The 19,418-nt window shown below is 72.0% G+C and carries 18 protein-coding genes; 2 read left to right on the top strand and 16 right to left on the bottom strand.

The features are described 5' to 3' along the window. The first annotated feature begins 266 nt into the window (after window positions 1-266). A complete protein-coding gene (locus ABZU32_RS18345; RefSeq protein WP_354923640.1) occupies window positions 267-740 on the top strand; it encodes a discoidin domain-containing protein in 474 nt (157 codons plus the stop codon). A gap of 66 nt (window positions 741-806) precedes the next feature. Here the strand turns inward: ABZU32_RS18345 and ABZU32_RS18350 are convergent, their stop codons facing one another. From ABZU32_RS18350 to ABZU32_RS18425, 16 genes are all read right to left on the bottom strand, one after another. Continuing rightward, entirely contained in the window at window positions 807-3,350 is a 2,544-nt protein-coding gene (locus tag ABZU32_RS18350) for a phenylalanine--tRNA ligase subunit beta (protein WP_354923643.1), read from the bottom strand. Then, window positions 3,350-4,390 carry a phenylalanine--tRNA ligase subunit alpha gene (gene pheS / locus ABZU32_RS18355; RefSeq protein ID WP_354847977.1) on the bottom strand — a complete coding sequence of 347 codons (1,041 nt, stop codon included), beginning with the start codon at window positions 4,388-4,390 and terminating at the stop codon, window positions 3,350-3,352. Before pheS ends, ABZU32_RS18350 begins: the two co-directional genes overlap by 1 nt. Window positions 4,391-4,687: 297 nt before the next feature. Continuing rightward, window positions 4,688-5,770 carry an ATP-binding protein gene (locus ABZU32_RS18360; RefSeq protein WP_354923646.1) on the bottom strand — a complete coding sequence of 361 codons (1,083 nt, stop codon included), beginning with the start codon at window positions 5,768-5,770 and terminating at the stop codon, window positions 4,688-4,690. A 142-nt stretch (window positions 5,771-5,912) separates the two neighbouring features. Beyond that, entirely contained in the window at window positions 5,913-6,716 is an 804-nt protein-coding gene (locus ABZU32_RS18365) for an RNA methyltransferase (RefSeq protein WP_354923649.1), read from the bottom strand. A gap of 127 nt (window positions 6,717-6,843) precedes the next feature. Continuing rightward, the gene (rplT, locus tag ABZU32_RS18370) at window positions 6,844-7,227 is read right to left on the bottom strand and encodes a 50S ribosomal protein L20 (RefSeq protein WP_354847900.1); all 384 of its coding nucleotides are present in this window, start codon (window positions 7,225-7,227) and stop codon (window positions 6,844-6,846) included. A gap of 24 nt (window positions 7,228-7,251) precedes the next feature. Beyond that, window positions 7,252-7,446 (bottom strand): 50S ribosomal protein L35, encoded by a 195-nt coding sequence (gene rpmI, locus ABZU32_RS18375; RefSeq protein ID WP_189163794.1) that lies wholly within the window; start codon window positions 7,444-7,446, stop codon window positions 7,252-7,254. Between the two features lie 137 nt (window positions 7,447-7,583). Beyond that, window positions 7,584-8,222: a translation initiation factor IF-3 gene (gene infC, locus ABZU32_RS18380; RefSeq protein WP_354923818.1), complete on the bottom strand. Its 639-nt coding sequence runs from the start codon at window positions 8,220-8,222 to the stop codon at window positions 7,584-7,586. A gap of 352 nt (window positions 8,223-8,574) precedes the next feature. Then, complete coding sequence (locus ABZU32_RS18385; protein WP_354923652.1) at window positions 8,575-9,405, bottom strand: shikimate dehydrogenase; 831 nt, start codon at window positions 9,403-9,405, stop codon at window positions 8,575-8,577. Continuing rightward, window positions 9,405-10,568, bottom strand: coding sequence for an endolytic transglycosylase MltG (mltG, locus tag ABZU32_RS18390; protein ID WP_354923654.1), 1,164 nt, complete (start codon window positions 10,566-10,568; stop codon window positions 9,405-9,407). Before mltG (ABZU32_RS18390) ends, ABZU32_RS18385 begins: the two co-directional genes overlap by 1 nt. A 157-nt stretch (window positions 10,569-10,725) precedes the next feature. Further along, on the bottom strand, window positions 10,726-11,919 hold the full coding sequence (gene mltG, locus ABZU32_RS18395) for an endolytic transglycosylase MltG (protein WP_354923656.1): 1,194 nt from the start codon (window positions 11,917-11,919) through the stop codon (window positions 10,726-10,728). Window positions 11,920-12,248: 329 nt separating this feature from the next. Next, complete coding sequence (ruvX, locus tag ABZU32_RS18400; RefSeq protein ID WP_354923658.1) at window positions 12,249-12,746, bottom strand: Holliday junction resolvase RuvX; 498 nt, start codon at window positions 12,744-12,746, stop codon at window positions 12,249-12,251. A gap of 28 nt (window positions 12,747-12,774) precedes the next feature. Beyond that, window positions 12,775-15,447 (bottom strand): alanine--tRNA ligase, encoded by a 2,673-nt coding sequence (alaS, locus tag ABZU32_RS18405; protein WP_354923660.1) that lies wholly within the window; start codon window positions 15,445-15,447, stop codon window positions 12,775-12,777. A gap of 1 nt (window position 15,448) precedes the next feature. Further along, the gene (locus ABZU32_RS18410; protein ID WP_354847880.1) at window positions 15,449-15,703 is read right to left on the bottom strand and encodes a hypothetical protein; all 255 of its coding nucleotides are present in this window, start codon (window positions 15,701-15,703) and stop codon (window positions 15,449-15,451) included. Beyond that, on the bottom strand, window positions 15,700-16,092 hold the full coding sequence (locus ABZU32_RS18415; protein ID WP_354923662.1) for a DUF948 domain-containing protein: 393 nt from the start codon (window positions 16,090-16,092) through the stop codon (window positions 15,700-15,702). The genes ABZU32_RS18410 and ABZU32_RS18415 overlap by 4 nt, the downstream gene beginning before the upstream one ends. Window positions 16,093-16,323: 231 nt before the next feature. Beyond that, on the bottom strand, window positions 16,324-17,640 hold the full coding sequence (locus tag ABZU32_RS18420) for a replication-associated recombination protein A (RefSeq protein WP_354923664.1): 1,317 nt from the start codon (window positions 17,638-17,640) through the stop codon (window positions 16,324-16,326). Between the two features lie 54 nt (window positions 17,641-17,694). Next, a complete protein-coding gene (locus tag ABZU32_RS18425) occupies window positions 17,695-18,156 on the bottom strand; it encodes a DUF2231 domain-containing protein (protein ID WP_354923666.1) in 462 nt (153 codons plus the stop codon). A gap of 292 nt (window positions 18,157-18,448) precedes the next feature. On the opposite strand from ABZU32_RS18425, the gene ABZU32_RS18430 reads away from it, so the two are divergent. Then, window positions 18,449-19,378 carry a peptidylprolyl isomerase gene (locus ABZU32_RS18430; RefSeq protein WP_354923668.1) on the top strand — a complete coding sequence of 310 codons (930 nt, stop codon included), beginning with the start codon at window positions 18,449-18,451 and terminating at the stop codon, window positions 19,376-19,378. Window positions 19,379-19,418 lie beyond the last annotated feature (40 nt).

Below are 19,418 nucleotides of genomic sequence, written 5' to 3' on the forward strand. Positions count from 1 at the left end.
GGAGCGGCCCGGAGCTTCCGCCGCCGGGACCGGCCCCCAGGCCGCACGCCCGGCGTGCGGAAGGGCTCCGGGCCGGGTGCGGCGGCGCGGAGCGCTGCCGCCTTGACCATGTAGAGAAGATCCTCGCCGATACTCGCCTGTGTCACCCGTCGGCTACGCGTCGCCTCTGCGATCCACGAGGCTATGACTGGCATCGTTCCAGCTCAAAGCCGCTTGCGAAGCCTTGAGGCTGCTCCATTCCGTCCCTGGGCAACCCGGACTAATACTTGCCTTTGTGTCGCTTCTCCTGGCAGAACCGGCCGACCTACCAGCAGGTCGTGTCCTTCCCCGCCCGCCGCGGCGACCCGATCGCCAACCTGGCGGCCGGCGCGAGCGCCGGCGCGTCCAGCACGCAGATCCTGCCCTACTACCCGGCGAGCAGGGCCGTGGACGGCGACCCCACCACCCGGTGGGCCAGCGCCTCCAGCGACGACCAGTGGCTGCGGGTCGATCTCGGGTCCGCCAGGACCGTGGCCCGGGTGGTGCTGCGCTGGGAGGCGGCCTACGGGAAGGCGTACGAGATCCAGACCTCTCCGGACGGGTCGTCGTGGACCACGGTGTACTCCACGACCACCGGCGACGGCGGCGTGGACAACGTGACCTTCGGCCCGGCCTCCGCGCGCTATGTCCGCATGCACGGCATCACCCGCGGCACCGGCTATGGCTACTCGCTGTACGAGATGGAGGTCTACTCCCGCTGAACACCCGGTACCCGGCGGACACGCGTAGCGGTCCGCCGGGTACCGGCTCACCCGCCCCTTGGCGGGTCAGGCGGTGCGGAGGTGGGCGCCGGTGCTGGTGGTCGCCTGGGCCACCGCGGCGTCGCGGGCGGCGGTGGTCTCTTCGACGGTCAGCGTGCGGTCGGCGGCGCGGAAGCGCAGGGTGTAGGCCAGGGACTTGTTGCCCTCGCCCACCTGCGCCCCGGTGTAGACGTCGAACAGCCGGATGGACTCCAGCAGCTCGCCCGCGCCCTCGCGCAGCGCGGCCTCGACCTGCGCGACCGGCACCTCTGCCGGGACGACGAGCGCGACGTCCTGCGTGGCGACGGGGTAGGAGGAGACGGGCACCGCCTGCACCGCCCCGGGCAGGGCGGCCTCCAGGACGCTGAGCTCGAGCTCCATCGCGCACGTGCGCGGCGGCAGGCCGAAGGCCTCGACGACGCGCGGGTGCAGCTCGCCGGCGTGGCCCACCAATGCCTCTCCCACGTACAGCGCCGCGCACCGGCCCGGGTGCCACGGCTCGTGCCGGTCGGCGCGGACCACGGGCTCCAGCCCGGCCTCCCGCACGACCATGCGCGCGGCCTCCACGGCGTCGGACCAGCCGGCCGGGCGTCCCTGGCCCCACCAGCCGGAGCGGTCGAACTCGCCGGCGAGCACCACCGCGACCCGCAGGGGCTGGCGGGGCAGCGCCGCGGCGATGCCGTCCAGCTCCTCCTGCGACGGCCGGCGCTCGACGCCGAGCACGGGCGCCTTGGCCGGGGCGCCGGGCTCGGGCCGGTAGACCAGCCCGGACTCGAACAGCGCCACGTCGCCGAAACCGCGCCCGACGTTGCGGACCAGCGTCTTGAACAGGCCGGGCAGCAGCGTGGTGCGCATGAGCGGTTCGTCCTCGCTCAGCGGGTTGGCCAGGCGCAGGGTGCGGCGCCGCGCGTCGTCCGCGGGGAGCTGCAGGCCGTCCAGGTCGCGGGCGCCGATGAACGGGTAGGCGAGCGTCTCGACGTACCCGGCGGCGGCGAGCGCGCGGCCCACGCGGCGGCGCAGCCGCTGGACCTCGGTCAGCCCGGCCCCGGCCGGGGCGGCGGGCAGCACCGAGGGCAGGCGCTCGTAGCCCTCGAGCCGGATGACCTCCTCGGCCAGGTCGTTGGGGTCGGTCAGGTCGGGACGCCAGGAGGGCGGCGTCACGACCAGCAGCTCGGCCGGGTCGGGCCGGGCGGGACCCTCGAGCACGTCGGCCGGGACGGCCTCGGCGCCCGCCTGGCCGCTCGCGGCGCCCTGGGCGACGACCGTGCAGCCGACCTGCTCGAGGCGGCGCACGACGGTGTCGCGGCCGTAGGCGACGCCGGCGACCCGGTCGGGGTGATCGGCCGGGATGACGATCGTCGCCGGCTCGACGTCGACGAAGGCGTGGGTGACCCCGGCCTCGGCGGTGCCGCCGCCGAAGGCGACCAGCATCTGCACCGCGCGCCAGGAGGCGTACAGCGGCAGCTCGGGGTCGACGCCGCGCTCGAACCGGCGCGATGCCTCGCTCACCAGGTTGTGGCGGCGCGACATGCGCGCCGTGCCGGTGGCCGAGAAGTGGGCCGCCTCGATCACCAGCTCGGTGGACTCGCCGGAGATCTCGGTGGCCAGGCCGCCCATCGTGCCGGCCATGGAGATCGCCCCGGAGGAGTCGGTGATCAGGATGTCCTCGGGGTACAGCTCGCGCACGACGTGGTCGAGCGTCTCGAGCCTCTCGCCCGGCTCGGCCCTGCGCACCACGATCGGCCCGGTGAGCCGGGAACGGTCGAAGGCGTGCAGCGGCTGGCCGAGCTCGAGCATGAGGTAGTTGGTGACGTCGACGGCCAGCGACACCGGGCGCATGCCCGCGCGGGCCAGGCGCACCTGCATCCACATGGGAGTCTCGGCCGAGGGGTCGAAGCCGGACACCGAGCGCAGCACGAACCGGTCGCAGGCCGTCGGGTCGGCGATCGAGGCCGGGTGGGCCTCGTCGTCGAAGGCGGGCGGCTCGATGTCGGCCGGGTCGCGCCAGGGCACGCCGAAGGCGGTGGCGACCTCGCGGGCGACGCCCCTGATCGACAGGGCGTACCCGCGGTCGGGGGTGACCTCCAGCTCGATGACGTCGTCGCGCAGGCCGAGCAGCTCGACCACGTCGGCGCCCAGGTGGGTGTCGGCGGGCAGGATGAGGATGCCGCTGTGGTCCTCGCCGATGCCGAGCTCGCGCGCCGAGCAGATCATGCCGTCGGAGACGTGGCCGTAGGTCTTGCGGGACCCGACCTCGAACCCGCCGGGCAGGACGGCGCCCGGCAGCGCCACAGCGACGCGGTCGCCCACGGCGAAGTTGGTGGCGCCGCAGATCAGCCAGCGCGGCGCGGCCTCGCCGACCTCGACCGAGCAGTAGCGGATGGGCTTTTTGAACCCGGCGAGCTCCTCGATGGACAGCACCTCGCCGACGACGACGTTCTTGATGTCGTCGCCGACCGACTCGATCGACTCGAGCTTGAGCCCGGCGGCGGTGAGCTTCTCTGCGACCTCGTGGGCGTTGGCGGCCGGCAGGTCGACGTACTCCCGCAGCCAGGAGAGCGGGAACTTCATCAGGCCTCCATACCGAACGGGAGCGTGAAGCGCACGTCTCCCTCGACCATGTCTCGCATGTCCTCGGCGTTGTTGCGGAACATCAAGGTCCGCTCGACGCCCATGCCGAAGGCGAACCCGCTGTAGCGCTCGGGGTCGACCCCGCAGGCCACCAGCACGCGCGGGTTGACCATGCCGCAGCCGCCCCATTCGATCCAGCCCTCGGACTTGCAGGTGCGGCAGGGCGGGTTGCCCGGCACGGCCGAGGCGCCCCGGCAGACGAAGCAGCGCAGGTCCATCTCGGCCGACGGCTCGGTGAAGGGGAAGTAGTTGGGCCGGAACCGGGTGCTGATGCCCTGGCCGAACATGACCTCGGCGAACCGGTCGAGCGTGCCCTTCAGGTGGGCCATCGTCAGGCCCTCGTCGATGGCCAGCCCCTCGACCTGGTGGAACACCGGGGTGTGCGTGGCGTCGAGCTCGTCGGTGCGAAAGACCTTGCCCGGCGAGACGACGTAGACCGGAAGCTCGCGCGACAGCAGCGCGCGGATCTGCACCGGCGAGGTCTGGGTGCGCAGCACCATGCCGGAGTCGACCGAGCCGACGAAGAAGGTGTCGTGCTCGGAGCGGGCCGGATGGTCGGGCGCGATGTTGAGCGCGTCGAAGTTGAACCACTCGCCTTCCAGCTCAGGCCCCTCGGCGACCTCGTAGCCCATGGCGACGAAGGCGTCGGCGATGCGCTCTTGGAGGGTGGTGAGCGGGTGGCGGGCGCCGCGCGGGCGGCGGTCCCACGGCAGGGTGACGTCGACGGTCTCCTCGACCAGGACGCGCTCGTCGCGCTCGGCGGTCAGCACGGCCTGCCGGGCGGTGAGCGCCTCGCCGATGGTCTTGCGCGCCCCGCCGATGCGCTTGCCCGCCTCGGCGCGGGCCTGGGGCGGAAGAGCGCCGATCTCGCGGTTGGCGAGCGCGATCGGCGACCGGTCACCGGCGTGGGCGAGCCGCACTTGCTTGAGTTCGTCGAGGTCGGCCGCCGCGTCGATGGCGGCTACGGCTTCGGCCTCCATGCGCGCCACCTCGTCGGCGTGCAACGGCGTCACCTCGACCGGGTCATAGGTGTTCGACAAGAGAGAGCTCCGTATCCAGGGCTTGAGCGGGCACGAGTCTAGTCCGTCCAGAGTGGCGGACCGGCCACGAACGGTGCGCTGTGGACGACCACCACGATCATGCGCGAACGGGGCGGCGCTCACAGCCTCCTGACCGCGGCCGGACCCCGCGACCGCTGCCGCGGTCGGGCGCCGGACGCGACGCGGCCGAGCCGGCGGATGCCGGCGTGGTGTCGCCCACCGGCCGGTCCCGACGCCTCAGGCGAAGTCGGGGGTGCCGGCGGGCATGGTAAATCGGAACTCGGCGCCCCCGCCGGGCGCCCGCTGCACGGTGATCGTGCCGCCGTGGGCCTCCACCAGGCCCTTGACGATGAACAGGCCGAGGCCCGTGCCGCCGCGGCGGCGCCCGTTGCCGCGCCAGAACTGCCGGAAGACGCGCGAGGCCAGCTCGGGTGCCACACCCTCACCCTGGTCACGCACGGACACGGCGACTCCCCACTCGACGGGCTCCACCACTATCGTCACCGTACCTCGCCCGTGGCGCACCGCGTTTTCCAGCAAGTTGCCGAGGATCTGGTCGATCTTGTCCTGGTCGAGCCACATCTCGGGGAGCTCTCCGCGCGTTTCCAGGCGGAAGCGGTCCTCCGGCTCACCTGCGGCGACCCGGCCGGCGATGATCTTGCGGGCCCGGGCCGGGACGTCGACCACCTGGCGGTGGATCTGCAACCGGCCGGACTCGATGCGCGAGACGTCGAGCAGCTCGGTGATCAGCCGCGTGACCCGGTCGGCGTCGGCGTTGACGGTCTCGAGCATCACGCGCTTCTGGTCGTCGGTGAAGCGGCTCCACTTGGCCAGCAGCGTGGCGGTGAACCCCTTGACGCTGGTCAGCGGGGAGCGCAGCTCGTGGGCGACGGTGGAGACCAGGTCGGCCCGGCTGCGCTCGAGGCGGGCGCGCGCCGCGGCGTCGCGCAGGGTGACCACGACGCGCTCGACCTCGCCGCCCCGCGCGGGCCTGCGGACGAACCGGGCCGCGACCAGCAGCTCGTGGCCGCCGGGAAGATACAGGGAGCACTCGGGCTGGCGGCTGCGGATGCGCAGCCCTCCGTAGGCGTCCAGCCACTTCCACCAGTCGCGGCCGTCGTCGTCACGGAAGGGCAGGACGTCGGGGAAGTACTTGCCGACGACGGCGTCGCCCCCCACGCCGGTGAGGCGGCAGGCGGCCCGGTTGAAGGCCACCACCCGGCCGCGGCCGTCGGCCACGATGACGCCCTCGGGAAGGTCGTCGACGTCGATCGAGCACGCGGCATCGGCGTCCCGCCGGTGGGTTTGCTCGCCGCGCACTATCGCCTCCCTCGACCCCTACAGCGCCGACAATAGCGGGTTTCCCGTACCCGGCGGCAGCCCCGCGCCAGCGCGGGACGCCATGCCTCGCCCGAAACATGGCGAGTTGTCCGGTAACGGATTTCCGGGCGGACCGCAGGGGTCAGCCGGCGCGGCGGGCCCGCGCCGAGGCGTAGAGGCAGACGGCGGCCGCCGTGGCCAGGTTGAGGCTCTCGGCGCGCCCGTAGATGGGCACCCGGACGACGTCGTCGGCCAGGCGGAGGATCTCCTCGGGGAGCCCCCACGCCTCGTTGCCGAAGATCCACGCCGTCGGCCCGGCGAGGTCCACGTCGTCGAGCGTCCTGTCGCCCGCCCCGTCGGCCGCCAGCACCCGCAGGCCCTTGTCCTTCAGGTGACGCACGGTCTGGGCCACCGGGGCCGCGGTGACCACCGGCAGGTGGAACAGGCTGCCGGCGCTGGCCCTGACGCACTTGCCGTTGTAGGGGTCCACCGAGGCGTCGGTGAACACCACCGCGTCCGCGCCCGCCGCGTCGGCCGTGCGCAGGACGGTGCCGGCGTTGCCGGGGTCGCGCACGTGGGCGAGCACGGCGACGAGCCCGGCCGTCTCGGTGACGGCCTCGGCGAGCGGGACGTGCACGAAACGGCAGACCGCGAGCAGCCCCTGCGGCGTGACCGTCTGGGCCAGCTCGGCCATGACCTCGCCGCTGGCGCCGTGCACCGGCACCCCCGCCAGCCGGGCGGCGGTCACGATGTCGGCGTGCCTGCTCTCGGCCTCGGCGGTGGTGAACAGCTCGACCGCGACGCCGGGCAGCGCCAGCGCCTCCCTGACGGCCTGCGGGCCCTCGGCCAGGAAGGACCGGTCGCGGTCTCTGAACGCGCGCTTGGTCAGGCGCTTGGCGGCCTTGACCCGCGGCGACTTGACATTGGTCAGCTCGGACCCGGCCATGTGCCCCCTTAGCAACCCCCGGACCGCCGCGGCATGGCCCGCCGCGACGACCCGGAAAACGACGCGGAAAACAGTGAACGACCCGCTCCGTGAAAGAACGAGTCGTTCACCAGGACGTGCGTCGCGATCAGCTCGCGGCCGGCGCGTTCACGTCGGCCGGAAGCGCCTTCCTGGCGGTCTCGGCCAGCGTGGCGAAGGTCTGGCTGTCGTTGACGGCGAGATCGGCGAGGATCTTGCGGTCGACCTCGACACCGGCGGCCTTCAGGCCCTGGATGAACCGGTTGTAGGTGATGCCGTTCGCGCGCGCCGCGGCGTTGATGCGCTGGATCCACAGCCGCCGGAAGGTGCCCTTCTTGTCCTTGCGGTCGCGGTAGGCGTAGGTCAAGGAGTGGAGCATCTGCTCCTTGGCCTTGCGGTACAGCCTCGACCGCTGACCCCGGTAACCACTCGCCCGCTCGAGGACGACGCGGCGCTTCTTCTTGGCGTTGAGCGCCCGCTTTACGCGTGCCATTGTTCTATCTCCCCGGGGGTTCGGTTACTTGCCGAGCAGCTTCTTGATCTTCTTGGTGTCGGCATCGGACATGACGACCTCAGGCTTCAGACGGCGCGTCAGCGTCGACGACTTCCACTCGTTGTAGTGGGCACGGTTCGCGCGCCGGCGAATGATCTTGCCGCTGCCGCTGAGGCGGAACCGCTTCTTCGCACCGCTGTGCGTCTTCATCTTCGGCATCTCAGCCGTCTCTCCCTCGTTCGTCCGTGCCGATATCCCGGGTCAAGGTACCCCAGCCAGGCCGTTCGGCCGGCTGTGGCACCTCACCCGGTGTCGGTGTTCTCTACGCTCGCCGCCGGATCGTCAGGCGGGCCGCGTCACTCCTGCGGTTCCGAAGCCCCCGCCATGTCGGCGCCGACGCTCACGTCGTCATGCGCCGGGTCGTCATGCGCCGGGTCGTCGGTCCGCGCGCGCGCGGCGGCCTTCTCGGCCTTGGCCTCGGCCTTCTTCTTGTGCGGCCCGATCACCATGATCATGTTTCGGCCGTCCTGCTTGGGCTGGGACTCGACGAAGCCGAGCTCCGTCACGTCCTCCGCCAGCCGCTGCAGGAGCCGGAAGCCCAGCTCGGGGCGGGACTGCTCACGCCCACGGAACATGATGGTGACCTTGACCTTGTCCCCCGCTTTGAGGAACCGCACGACGTGACCCTTCTTGGTCTCGTAGTCATGCGGGTCGATCTTCGGCCGGAGCTTGATCTCCTTGATGATCGTGTGCGCCTGGTTACGGCGCGCCTCGCGTGCCTTCATGGCGGACTCGTACTTGAACTTGCCGTAGTCCATGAGCTTGCACACGGGCGGACGAGCCGTGGCCGCGACCTCGACCAGATCGAGATCGGACTCCTGGGCCAGCTTCAGGGCGTCTCCGATGGAGACGATGCCGACCTGCTCGCCGTTCGGGCCCACGAGGCGGACCTCGGGCACACGAATGCGCTCGTTGATGCGGGGCTCAGTGCTGATGGGACCTCCTAGGTACCTGGCATTTCCGCGTTCGTGCTCGACCGTGCCATGGGGCCTCACGCCGGAAAGCGAAAAGCCCCGCACGTCGCGCATGCGGGGCCACCGAGCTCTCAGATCATCGATCGAGAACTCCCCGGAGTACTCCGGTAGTGATCCTTGACCCGTCGGCCTGGCAGCCGATCAGGTGGGAGGAAGACCTCCGCTTGCGCGTCCAGCGCGCACGCCGGACCGATCAAGCAGCAACATTACCACAACACCGCGCCCCCGCCGAATCGTCCCACACCCCTGTCACCCTGTGCGAGCTTTCCGATATAGAGGGCGACGAAACGGCCGTTCACCAGGGGTCGGAAGTTCAGTGTGTACGGGCCGAACGCCTGAGCAACTCGGTCTCGCCGGCGGCGCGCACCGGGTCCACCGGTACGGGGGCCTGGCCGGTGTACAGCTCGACCTGGCGGACGGCCTGGTGGAGCAGCATGGCGAAGCCACTGACGACCGTCCCGCCCTTGTCGCGGACGGCGCGCGCGAGCCGGGTGGGCCAGGGGGCGTAGACCACGTCGAAAACGGCGGGCACGACCGCCACGGCCTCGGCGTAGGCGTCCGCCGCGCCCGACGGCAGAGTCGAGATGGCCAGGTCGGCGTCGAGGGCGGCGCCCAGCTCGTCGAAGCGCCGGACCGACAGGGCCATGCCGAGCCGGTCGGCCACCTGTGCGGTCTCCTCCGCTCGCGACCGGTCGCGGACGACCAGCGTCGCCTCCCGGAGCCCCAGCTCGCGCAGGGCGGCGAGCGAGGAGCCGGCCGTCGCGCCGCCGCCGAGGATGGTCGCCGAGCGCGGCGCCGCGACCCCCGCCTCGGTGAGCGCGCGGACGATGCCGTGCACGTCGGTGTTCTCGCCGTGCCGCGCGCCGTCCCGGAACACCACCGTGTTGACCCCGCCCACCCGCACGGCGAGGTCGGCGACGGTGTCCAGCAGCGGCAGCACCGCCCGCTTGAGCGGCATGGTGAGCGACAGCCCGGCCCATTCGGGGCCCATCGTGGCCATCAGCCCGGCCAGGCCCGCCTCGTCGCACTCGATGGCGTCGTACCGCCAGCCGGAGAGGCCGAGCGCCCGGTAGGCGGCGCGGTGCAGGCACGGCGACAGCGAGTGCGCGATCGGCGAGCCCAGGACCGCGGCGCGGCGCTCCATCAGCCGCCCGCCTGGTTGCGGTTGAACTCCTGGACGAACCTGTCGTGCTCTTCCTGGGAGTCGGTGAACTTGGTGATGCCGCGCTTGGTGTCGGTGGTGACGAAGAACAGCCAGGGCCCGTCGGCCGGCTTGAGCGTGGCCTTGATGGCGTCTTCGCCGGGGTTGGTGATCGGCCCCGGCGGCAGGCCCGGGCGCGCGTAGGTGTTGTAGGGCGACTTGCTCTTCAGATCGGCGTGCGTGGCCGAGACGCCGAACTTGTTCAGTCCGTACATGACGGTGCTGTCCATCTGCAGCAGCATCGGCGGCGTGCGCTGCAGCCGGTTGTAGATCACCCGGGCGACCTTCGGCATGTCGCGCTTGCTGCCCGACTCGGCCTGCACGATGCTCGCGATCGTCAGCACCTCCATCGGGGTGTGGCCGACCCGCCGGGCCCCGGCCACCAGGCCGACGTCGTCGGCGGCCTTCTTGTACCGCTCGACCATCGCGGCGAGCAGGTCCTCGGGGGCCGACTTGGGCGAGACCTCGTAGGTGGCGGGGAAGGCGAAGCCCTCGAGCCGCTTCTTGGCGTAGGACGGCAGGTCAAGCGCCTCGGCGTCCTTGGCGGCCTTCTCGAAGTCGCGCACGGGCTTGCCGGTCGCGGTCGAGAGCTGCTGGAAGATCTGGGAGAGCCGCAGCCCCTCGCGCACGGTGAGGGTGGTCTGCAGGCGGCGCTTGGGGTCCAGGAGGGGGACGGCGTTGGCCGCCGCCATGCCCTTGCGGAGCTTGTACTCGCCCGGCTGGAGGGAGGCGCTCTTGCCGGCGGCGCCGATGGCGTTGATGAACGCCCGCTCGCTCGCCACGACGCCCTGGTCGACCAGGGTCTGGGCGATGTCGGTGGCGCTCTGCCCCTCCTTGATCTCCACGAGGACCTCGCCGGAGCCCTGGCCGGTGTAGTCCTTGGGGATCGTGACGCCGCGGATCCAGTTGTAGCCGTAGTAGCCGCCGACGCCGAGGACTCCGACGATGATGACGATCGCGACGAAGAAGGCGACGAAGCCCTTGCGCCGCTGGCGCCGCTGGCGCTTCTTGCTGCGCCTCTGGGCGGATCGGGAACCACGAGACCGGCGCCGGGGACCTTCGTCGTCCTCGGCACCCAGCAAGCTATCGAGGTCGAGATCGTTCATGGGTGCGTTCGCCAATCTCCCGGTCGGACCGGCCCGCCGTCAAGCCAGTGCTCACAATCGGCAGGACCTACCGTATGGCCGGTCGGTCCGGCGCCGGGGGTCGCGCCGGTCCGCGTCACCGGGCGTGTACGGGAGGGGACGGCCGTACCGCCGGGCATCAGTGGTGCTGCCCGAGACGTTTGTGCAGCTCTTCTCGGTACTTCACGAACTCACTCTCTTTGTCAGTGAATTTCGTGATTCTACGCTGTGGGTCGACCGTGACAAACCAGTACCAATCACCCTTTGCCGGACGAAGTGCCGCGCTGAGCGCCGCCTCACCGGGGTTGCTGATCGGCCCGGGCGGCAGCCCGGGGTGCATGTAGGTGTTGTAGGGGGTGTCGCGCTTGATCTCGGCGTTCGACGCCACGATGCCGTGCTTGCCCAGGCCGTACATCACCGTGCTGTCCATCTCCAGCTTGGCTCCGGACGCGAGGCGATTGTAGATGACTCTGGCGATCTTCGGATAGTCGGACTCCCTGCCCCCCTCCGCCTGCACGATGCTGGCGACCACCACCGCCTCGCGCGGCGTGAGGCGCAGGCGCGCGGCCTCGGCCTCCAGCCCGACCTGGGCGGCGGCGCGCCTGAACCGGCGGACCATCGACCGCAGCAGGTCGCGCGGGGTCGTCGTGCGCTCGATGTCGTAGGTCGCGGGGAACAGGAACCCCTCGGCGGCGCCCTTGGCGTAGGCGGGCAGCCCGAGGTCGGCGGGGCGGGCGAGCACCTTGGACAGTTCGGCGGCCGGCAGGCCCGACCCCTTGGCCAGCCGGGCGACGGCCTCGGCCGCGCGCAGCCCCTCGGGCACCGTCACCCGCTTGCGGATCCTGGACTGCGGCGCGAGAAGCGAGTCCAGCGCGGAGGCGGCCGCCATGCGCTTGCGCAGCTGGTAGCGTCCCGGCCGCAGGCTGCCGGACTGGCCGCGCTCCTCCACGGCGTGCACGAACGCGCGTGCGCTCGCCACCACCTCCGCCTTCACCAGGACCTCGGCGATCTGCCCCGCGCTCGCGCCCGGCGCGATCTCGACCACGACCGGGACCGTGCCCCTGCCCTCGAAGTCGGCGGGCCTCATCAGCGGCCGGAACAGGGTGAGCGCGCCGGCCAGCCCGGCCGCGATCACCACGGCGCTGCCGCCGGCGACCAGCAGGAGCAGCCCGCGGCGCCCGCGGGCCCGCTCGTCGTCCTCCTCGCCGCCCTCGTCGCTGAAAGCGATCAGGTCGCCGGGGTCCTCGGGATCGTCGGGCCTGTCAGGGCCGTCCGGCGGCCCGTCCTGCCGCTCGCGCCCGTCCCGTTCCCCGTCGGCCTCGTCCGGGCCCATCGGAACGCCACGGCCCCGCACCTCCGGCCCGCCGTCCCGCCGCTCCACCCCCGGTGCGACGTCCCGCTGTTCGATACACGCCGAAACCGCTCGGTCCACCGCGTCCGGACGGTCCACCGCGTCCGCTGGGTCCACCGCGTCCGGACGGTCCGCCCCGTCCGGGCGGACGTCCCGGCCCGGTGCGTCCACGCCGGCGTCCTCGCCCGCCGCGTCCGCCGGCGCGGGCCGGTCGGATGTGGTGGGCGGAACGTTCCAATCGTCCCGCTTCACCTCGGGCACATCAGGGGAAACGTCCGGGTCGCCCGGGCCGCCGGGGCCCGCCTGGCGGGTCACCGCGCGGGCCCGGTGCTCGATTCCCCGCCGGGGCGGCGCCCCGGCGGCTCGACGGGTCTGCCCGGCGGGGCGCCGCTCGCCCGCTCGGCGTCCAGGGCGGCCTGCAGCAGCACCACGGCGGCCGCCTGGTCGACCACCTCGCGCTGGTTCTTGGCCTTCACGCCGCTGGCGCGCAGCCCCTGCTGCGCGGTCACGGTGGTCAGCCGCTCGTCGTAGAGCCGGACCGGGGTCGGCGCCAGCCGCCCGGCCAGCCGGACGGCGAACTCGCGCGCCGCGGCCGCCGCGTGGCTCTCGCGGCCCGACAGCGAGGTGGGCAGGCCGACGACGATCTCGACGGCCTCGTGCTCGCCGGCGATCGCGGCGATGCGGTCGAGGTCGCCCCGGCCCCGGCGCACCGTCTCCACGGGGGTGGCCAGCAGACCCGAGGGGTCGCTGCGGGCCACCCCGACGCGGACGGAACCCACGTCGACGCCGAGCCGGACGCCCGCCCTCACGGCGGGCTCCCGATGCGGGCGCCGGTGTTCAGGACAGGGCCTCCCGGACCGCGTGCTCGACGGCGCCGAGCGCGTCGCCGATCGCCTCCGGACGGGCGCCACCGCCCTGCGCGACGTCATCCTTACCGCCACCGCCACCCCCAAGTGCCTTGGCGGCGACGCCGACCAGTCGCCCGGCCTTGAGCCCCCGGGCGCGCCCCGCATCGTTCACAGCGGCGACCACGACCGGCCGGTCGGCGGGAACACCAGCGATCACGATCATCGCGGCGCGGTCACCGGGGAACCGGCCGCGCACGTCTAGGGCGAGTTTACGCAGGTCATCGGGCGAAGTGCCGTCAGGCGCGCGGTGGGTGACGACCGAAACGCCCTCGATGTCGCGGGCGGAGGCCGCGAGCTCGCCGGCCACCGCGAGCACCTGGGCCGAGCGGAGCTTCTCCAGCTCGCGCTCGGCGGTGCGCAGGCGGGTGACGATGCCCTCGACGCGCTCGGGCAGCTCTTCGCGGCGGGCCTTGAGCTGCTCGCTGAGCTGGGCCACCAGAACGCTCTCGCGGGCCAGGAAGCGGAAGGCGTCGATGCCGACCAGGGCCTCGACCCGGCGCACGCCGGCGCCGATCGACGCCTCGCCGAGCACCTTGACCAGGCCGAGCTGGCCGGAGCTGGCGACGTGGGTGCCGCCGCACAGCTCGCGGGAGTAGTCGCCGACCTCGACGATGCGGACCTCGTCGCCGTACTTCTCGCCGAACAGCGCCAGTGCGCCCATCGACCGGGCCTCGTTGAGCGAGGTGTGGTAGGCGTGGACCTTCAGGTCGTTGATCAGGATGGCGTTGACCTCGTCCTCGACGTCGCGCAGCACGCTCGGCGGGACGGCGCCGGCCGCGGTGAAGTCGAAGCGGAAGCGCCCCGGGGAGTTCTCGGAGCCGGCCTGCGCCGCGCTCTCGCCGAGCGCGTTGCGGAACCCGCGGTGCACCAGATGGGTGGCGGTGTGGCTGCGGGAGATGGCCCGGCGCCGCTCGATGTCGATCTCGGCGTGCGCCTGGTCGCCCACGCGGATCTCGCCGTCGCGGACCTTGCCGCGGTGCACGACCAGGCCGGCGAAGGGCGACTGGACGTCCACGATGTCGACGTGCGCGCCGCCGGTGCCGATCGCGCCCTGGTCGGACAGCTGGCCGCCGCCCTCGGCGTAGAACGGGGTGCGGTCGAGGACGACCTCGACCGTGGTGCCCGCGCCCGCCGCCTGCACCGAGGCGCCGTCGACGAGCAGGCCGATGACGGTGGCCTCGGCGGTGGTCAGGTCGTAGCCGAGGAAGTCGACCTTGCCCGCGCGGTCGAGCATCTCGCCCAGCACGGAGATGTCGGCGTTGCCGGTCTTCTTGGCCGCGGAGTCGGCCTTGGCGCGGTGGCGCTGCTCGTCCATGAGGCGGCGGAAGCCCTCCTCGTCGACCTGCAGGCCCTGCTCGGAGGCCATCTCCAGCGTCAGGTCGATGGGGAAGCCGTAGGTGTCGTGCAGTTGGAACGCCTGGCCGCCCGCGAGCGTCGCGGTGCCCTTGCGCTTGGTCTCCTCGACCGCCGCGTCGAAGATCGCGGTGCCGGTGCGCAGGGTGCCGAGGAAGGAGACCTCCTCGGCGTCGATCACCGTGTGGAGGTGGGCGGCGTCGGCCTTGAGCTCGGGGTACTGCTGGCCCATCGCCTCGATGGTGGTGGCGGTGAGCTCGTGCATGTAGCGCTCTTCGCCCGCGCCGAGCAGGCGCAGGTTGCGGATGGCGCGGCGCAGCATGCGGCGCAGGACGTAGCCGCGGCCCTCGTTGGAGGGCAGCACGCCGTCGCCCACGAGCATGACGCCGGCCCGCAGGTGGTCGGCGATGACGCGCAGCGAGACGTCGGCGCGCGCGTTGCGCCCGTAGCGGGACTTGGTGAGCTCGGCCGCCCGGTCGAGGATCTTGTAGGTGGTGTCGATCTCGTAGATGTTGTCGACGCCCTGCAGGATGGCCGCCATGCGCTCGAGGCCCATGCCGGTGTCGACGCTCTTGGCGGGCAGCTCGCCCGAGACGTCGAAGTCGACCTTGCTGCGGACCGCGCTGAGCTGGAACTGCATGAAGACGTTGTTCCAGACCTCCAGGTAGCGGTTCTCGTCCGCGACCGGGCCGCCTTCCTTGCCGTAGTCGGGGCCGCGGTCGTAGTAGATCTCGGAGCAGGGGCCGCCGGGGCCGGGCACGCCCATGTGCCAGTAGTTGTCGGCCAGGCCGCGGCGCTGGATGCGCTCGGCGGGGATGCCGACCTTGTTGTGCCAGATGTCGAAGGCCTCGTCGTCGTCGTGGTAGACGGTGACCCAGAGGCGCTCCTCGGGGAAGCCGAAGCCGCCCTCGGACTCGGGCCTGGTCAGCAGCTCCCAGGCGTACGGGAGGGCCTGGTCCTTGAAGTAGTCGCCGAAGGAGAAGTTGCCGAGCATCTGGAAGAAGCTGGCGTGCCGGGTGGTCTTGCCCACCTCGTCGATGTCGAGCGTGCGCACGACCTTCTGGGCGCTGGCCGCCCTCGGGAACGGCGGCTTCTTCTGGCCCAGGAAGTAGGGCTTGAAGGGCACCATGCCCGCGTTGACCAGCAGCAGCGTCGGGTCCTCGGCGACAAGGCTGGCCGAGGGCACGACAGTGTGACCGCGCTCCTCGAAGAAGCGCAGGAAGCGGCGGGCGATCTCTGCCGACTCCATCTCAGCGGCCATCCTTTACGTCGTTTACGTGGGTTTGTTCAACACTGTCGATGCCGAAGCGCGCTCGCAACTCGGTTTCCCTGCCGGCCGCCAGGCGCCGGACGTCACCGGCGAGAAGGCGCGCCTCCTCGGCGAGGCCCATGGCGCGGTCGGCCGTGCGGCGCGCGACGTGGTCGGGCTTCAACGCTTGCAGCTTACGCATCACCCAGACCGCGATGTACGCGCCCAGGGCCATGTAGAACAGCCGGCGGATCACGCGCGCCACCGCCTGTCGCCCGCCTGGAACGCGGCGCCCCGGCGGCGGCCGGTGAACGCGGCGCGCAGGCCGTGCAGCAGCGCGGCGACCTTGATGAGCGGCCTGGCCAGGAGCGTCGAGGCGACGCCGGTGACCTTGACCATGTTGCCGCTGACCTGCTTCATGTCGACCGCGATGGCCTCGACGGCGACCAGCTGGCGGTTGGTCTCGGAGACCGTGACGCTGACCTCGTCCAGCAGGGGGATGACCCGCTCGCTCAGGTCGGCGACCATCTTGGCGGTCTCGGTGAGCAGCCGGGCCAGCCGCACCAGCACCACGGCCATGAAGCACACCAATATCGCCCAGAACAGTGCGACGATGAGGCCTGCGACCTCTCCCGCGGTAAGCATGTCGATGCGTCCCCTCGTAGGTGACCTACGGATGTTCGACCCGGCTGGGGCGATGGAATGGGGAGACCCTATCGCGCCCGGGCGTGGCGCCCGCGCTGAGCGCGCCAGTCCGTGGACGGCGGGAGCTCGCCCCGCCCCGGCGGAGCGGCAGGTCGCACGGTCCCGGCGCAGTGGGCTCGCCGCGCGTCCACCGGGATCTCCGGCGATCTCCGGAGGCGGCCGGCGGGACGCTCACCCGGCGCCGCGCAGGAACTCGCGGATCTTGGCCCACCGGTCGGCGAAGTGCCCTTCGGCGCCGTGGCGGGTGGGCTCGTAGTAGCGCCGGTCGCGGACCTCCTCCGGCGCGTAGTCCTGCCGGACCAGGCCGTGCTCGAAGTCGTGCGGGTACTTGTAGCCCTTGCCGTGGCCGAGCTTGGCCGCGCCCGGGTAGTGGGCGTCGCGCAGGTGGCCGGGCACCTGGCCGATCAGCCCCCTGCGCACGTCGTCGGAGGCGGCGCCGATCGCCCTGGTGACGGCGTTGGACTTGGGGGCCAGCGCGCAGTGGACCACCGCCTGGGCCAGGTTGAGGCGGCCTTCGGGCAGGCCGATCATCTGCACGGCCTGGGCGGCGGCCACGGCGACCTGCAGGCAGGTCGGGTCGGCCATGCCGACGTCCTCGGAGGCGAAGATCATGATGCGGCGGGCCAGGAACCGGGGGTCCTCCCCCGCCTCGATCATGCGCGCCAGGTAGTGCAGGGCTGCGTCGGCGTCCGAGCCGCGCATGCTCTTGATGAAGGCGCTGATGACGTCGTAGTGCTGGTCGCCCTGCCGGTCGTAGCGCACGGCGGCCTTGTCCACGGCCTTCTCGACGGTCTCGACGGTGATCTCGCCCTCGGGGACGAGCAGGGCGGCCGCCTCCAGGTAGGTGAGCGAGCGGCGGGCGTCTCCCCCGGCCAGGCGCACCAGGTGGTCCATGGCCTCGGGGGCCAGGGTCACCGCGCCCGCCAGGCCCCTGGGGTCGGTCAGGGCGCGGTCGAGGACGGCGCGCACGTCGTCCTCGGTCAGCGACTCCAGCGTCAGCAGCAGCGAGCGCGACAGCAGCGGCGAGATGACCGAGAAGAAGGGGTTCTCGGTGGTGGCGCCGATGAAGGTGACCCAGCGGTTCTCCACGGCGGGCAGCAGGGCGTCCTGCTGGGCCTTATTGAAGCGGTGCACCTCGTCGACGAACAGCACCGTCTGGCGGCCGGTCATGCCGAGCTCGCGCTTGGCCTGGTCGATGGCCGCCCTGACGTCCTTGACCCCGGCCGAGACGGCCGAGACCTCGACGAAGCGCCGCTTGGTGACGCCGGCGACGACGTAGGCGAGGGTGGTCTTGCCGGTGCCGGGCGGCCCCCACAGGAACAGCGACATGGGGGCCTCGCTCTCGACCAGACGGCGCAGCGGGGTGCCCTGGCCCAGCAGGTGGCGCTGGCCGACCACCTCGTCGAGGCCGCGCGGCCGCATGCGCACCGCGAGCGGCTCCTGGCCCTTGTGGGCCTCCTCCGCCGCCGAGTCGAACAAACTCTCCACGCGTCGACATTACCGCCGGCGCGGGAGGGCCTACGGCCGCGCCGGCGCCGGCCCTCAGTGCGCCCAGACCGCCGTCGCCCCGGTGTGGCCGGCCCGCAGGACGTAGAAGCCGGCGGCGGCGGCGAGCAGCACGGTGACCACGACCAGTACGGCGGTGGTCATCCTGCCCAGTCTGCGGGAGGAGTAGACCAGCAGCAGCGAGGAGACGCCCAGCCCGAGCGTGCTGAACAGCAGCGGGTTGGCGTAGCTCTCGTGCTCCTCGATGCGCGCGCCCAGCGGCCCGCTCGGCGAACCGCCCGCGAACATGGTGCTCAGGAACGCCTCGCCGCTCTCCTTGGCCGCGAAGGTGACCGCCGGCGCGGCGATCGCGAGCAGGACGACGGCCCAGCCGATGGACGGCCGCACGCGGGGCACGACGCCGTACACCACCGCGCCCACGGCGAGCAGCGGGATGAAGATCACGGCGGTATGGATGATGAGGGGGTGGGCGGGCAGTCCGAGAATCTGGTCGAACATCACATGGCTCCTGTCAGTGGTTCGTCCCCATATACGGATCCGGCCGGCGCGTGGTTCCGGCCGGGCCGGCGGCACGGTCCCCCTCCACCGCCTCCCCATGATCCCGGAACCGGCGTCAAGTCGCCATAAGAAGTTCCGCACGGCAACTTTCCTCGCGGCAACCAGGCTGGACCGCCCGGCAAAGGACGATCGACCAGGCGATGCGAACTGGGCGTTTTATACGGGCTCGACGTAAAGGCCGGTACGATTCCCGAGCACATCAAGTCATCTATCGGCAAATGGAAGGCATACCGTGACCGACGTGGATCGCCAGACCCAGCTGGCACGGGAGCACCGCGAGCGGCAGGAACAGCGCAGCAAGGACACCGGCAACTCCAGGCGGAACACGGTCATCGGCGCCCTCCTGGGGGTGGTGCTCGTGGCCGGCGGCGTCATCGCCGCCGTGACACTCATGGGGAACGACGACTCCAAGGCGCCCGACGCGGCCGCGCCCGCCGACTCGGCCTCCGCCTCGGCCTCCGCGTCGCCCGGGGCCTCCGTCCCGGCCGCGGTGCCCAGCACCGGCGCCAGCGCCAACCCGGCCGCCGCCACCTGCGAATACCGCAAGGACGACTCGGGAGCGCCGGCGAAGAAGGTGGGCACGCCGCCGGCGAAGCCCGACACACGGGGCAAGAACATGGTGATCACCACCAACCAGGGGACGATCGTCATCCAGCTCGCCACCGCGCAGACGCCGTGCACCGTGAACTCCTTCGAGTTCCTCGCGAAGAAGAACTTCTTCGACAACACGCGCTGCCACCGTCTGGCGACCCCGGATACCGTGGGCCTCGGCATGCTGCAGTGCGGCGACCCGCTGGCCAAGGGCGACGCCAAGCACGCGACCGACGGCACCGGCGGCCCGGGCTACCTGTTCGCCGACGAGAACCTCGGCGGCATCCCGCTCGGCAGGGGCACGGTGGCGATGGCGCAGGCCTCGGAGGACGCCAACTCCAACGGCAGCCAGTTCTTCATCTCCTTCTCGGACGAGAACACCCAGCTGACCTCCTCGGGCGCCGCGTTCACACCGTTCGGGGTCGTCACCAAGGGCATGGACGTCATCGACAAGATCGCCAAGGGCGGCATCATCCCCTTCAACGGCGACCCCCTCGCCGACGTGCGGGGCGAGGGCTCCAACGCCCCCAAGCTCCCGGTGGTCATCAAGGACCTGCGGATCACCCGCTAGCCGGCGGGCACCTGTCAGCACAGCGGAGCCCCGGCGCGCC

This window comes from Sphaerisporangium sp. NPDC005288 (assembly GCF_040607475.1).
Taxonomy (GTDB): domain Bacteria; phylum Actinomycetota; class Actinomycetes; order Streptosporangiales; family Streptosporangiaceae; genus Sphaerisporangium; species Sphaerisporangium rhizosphaerae.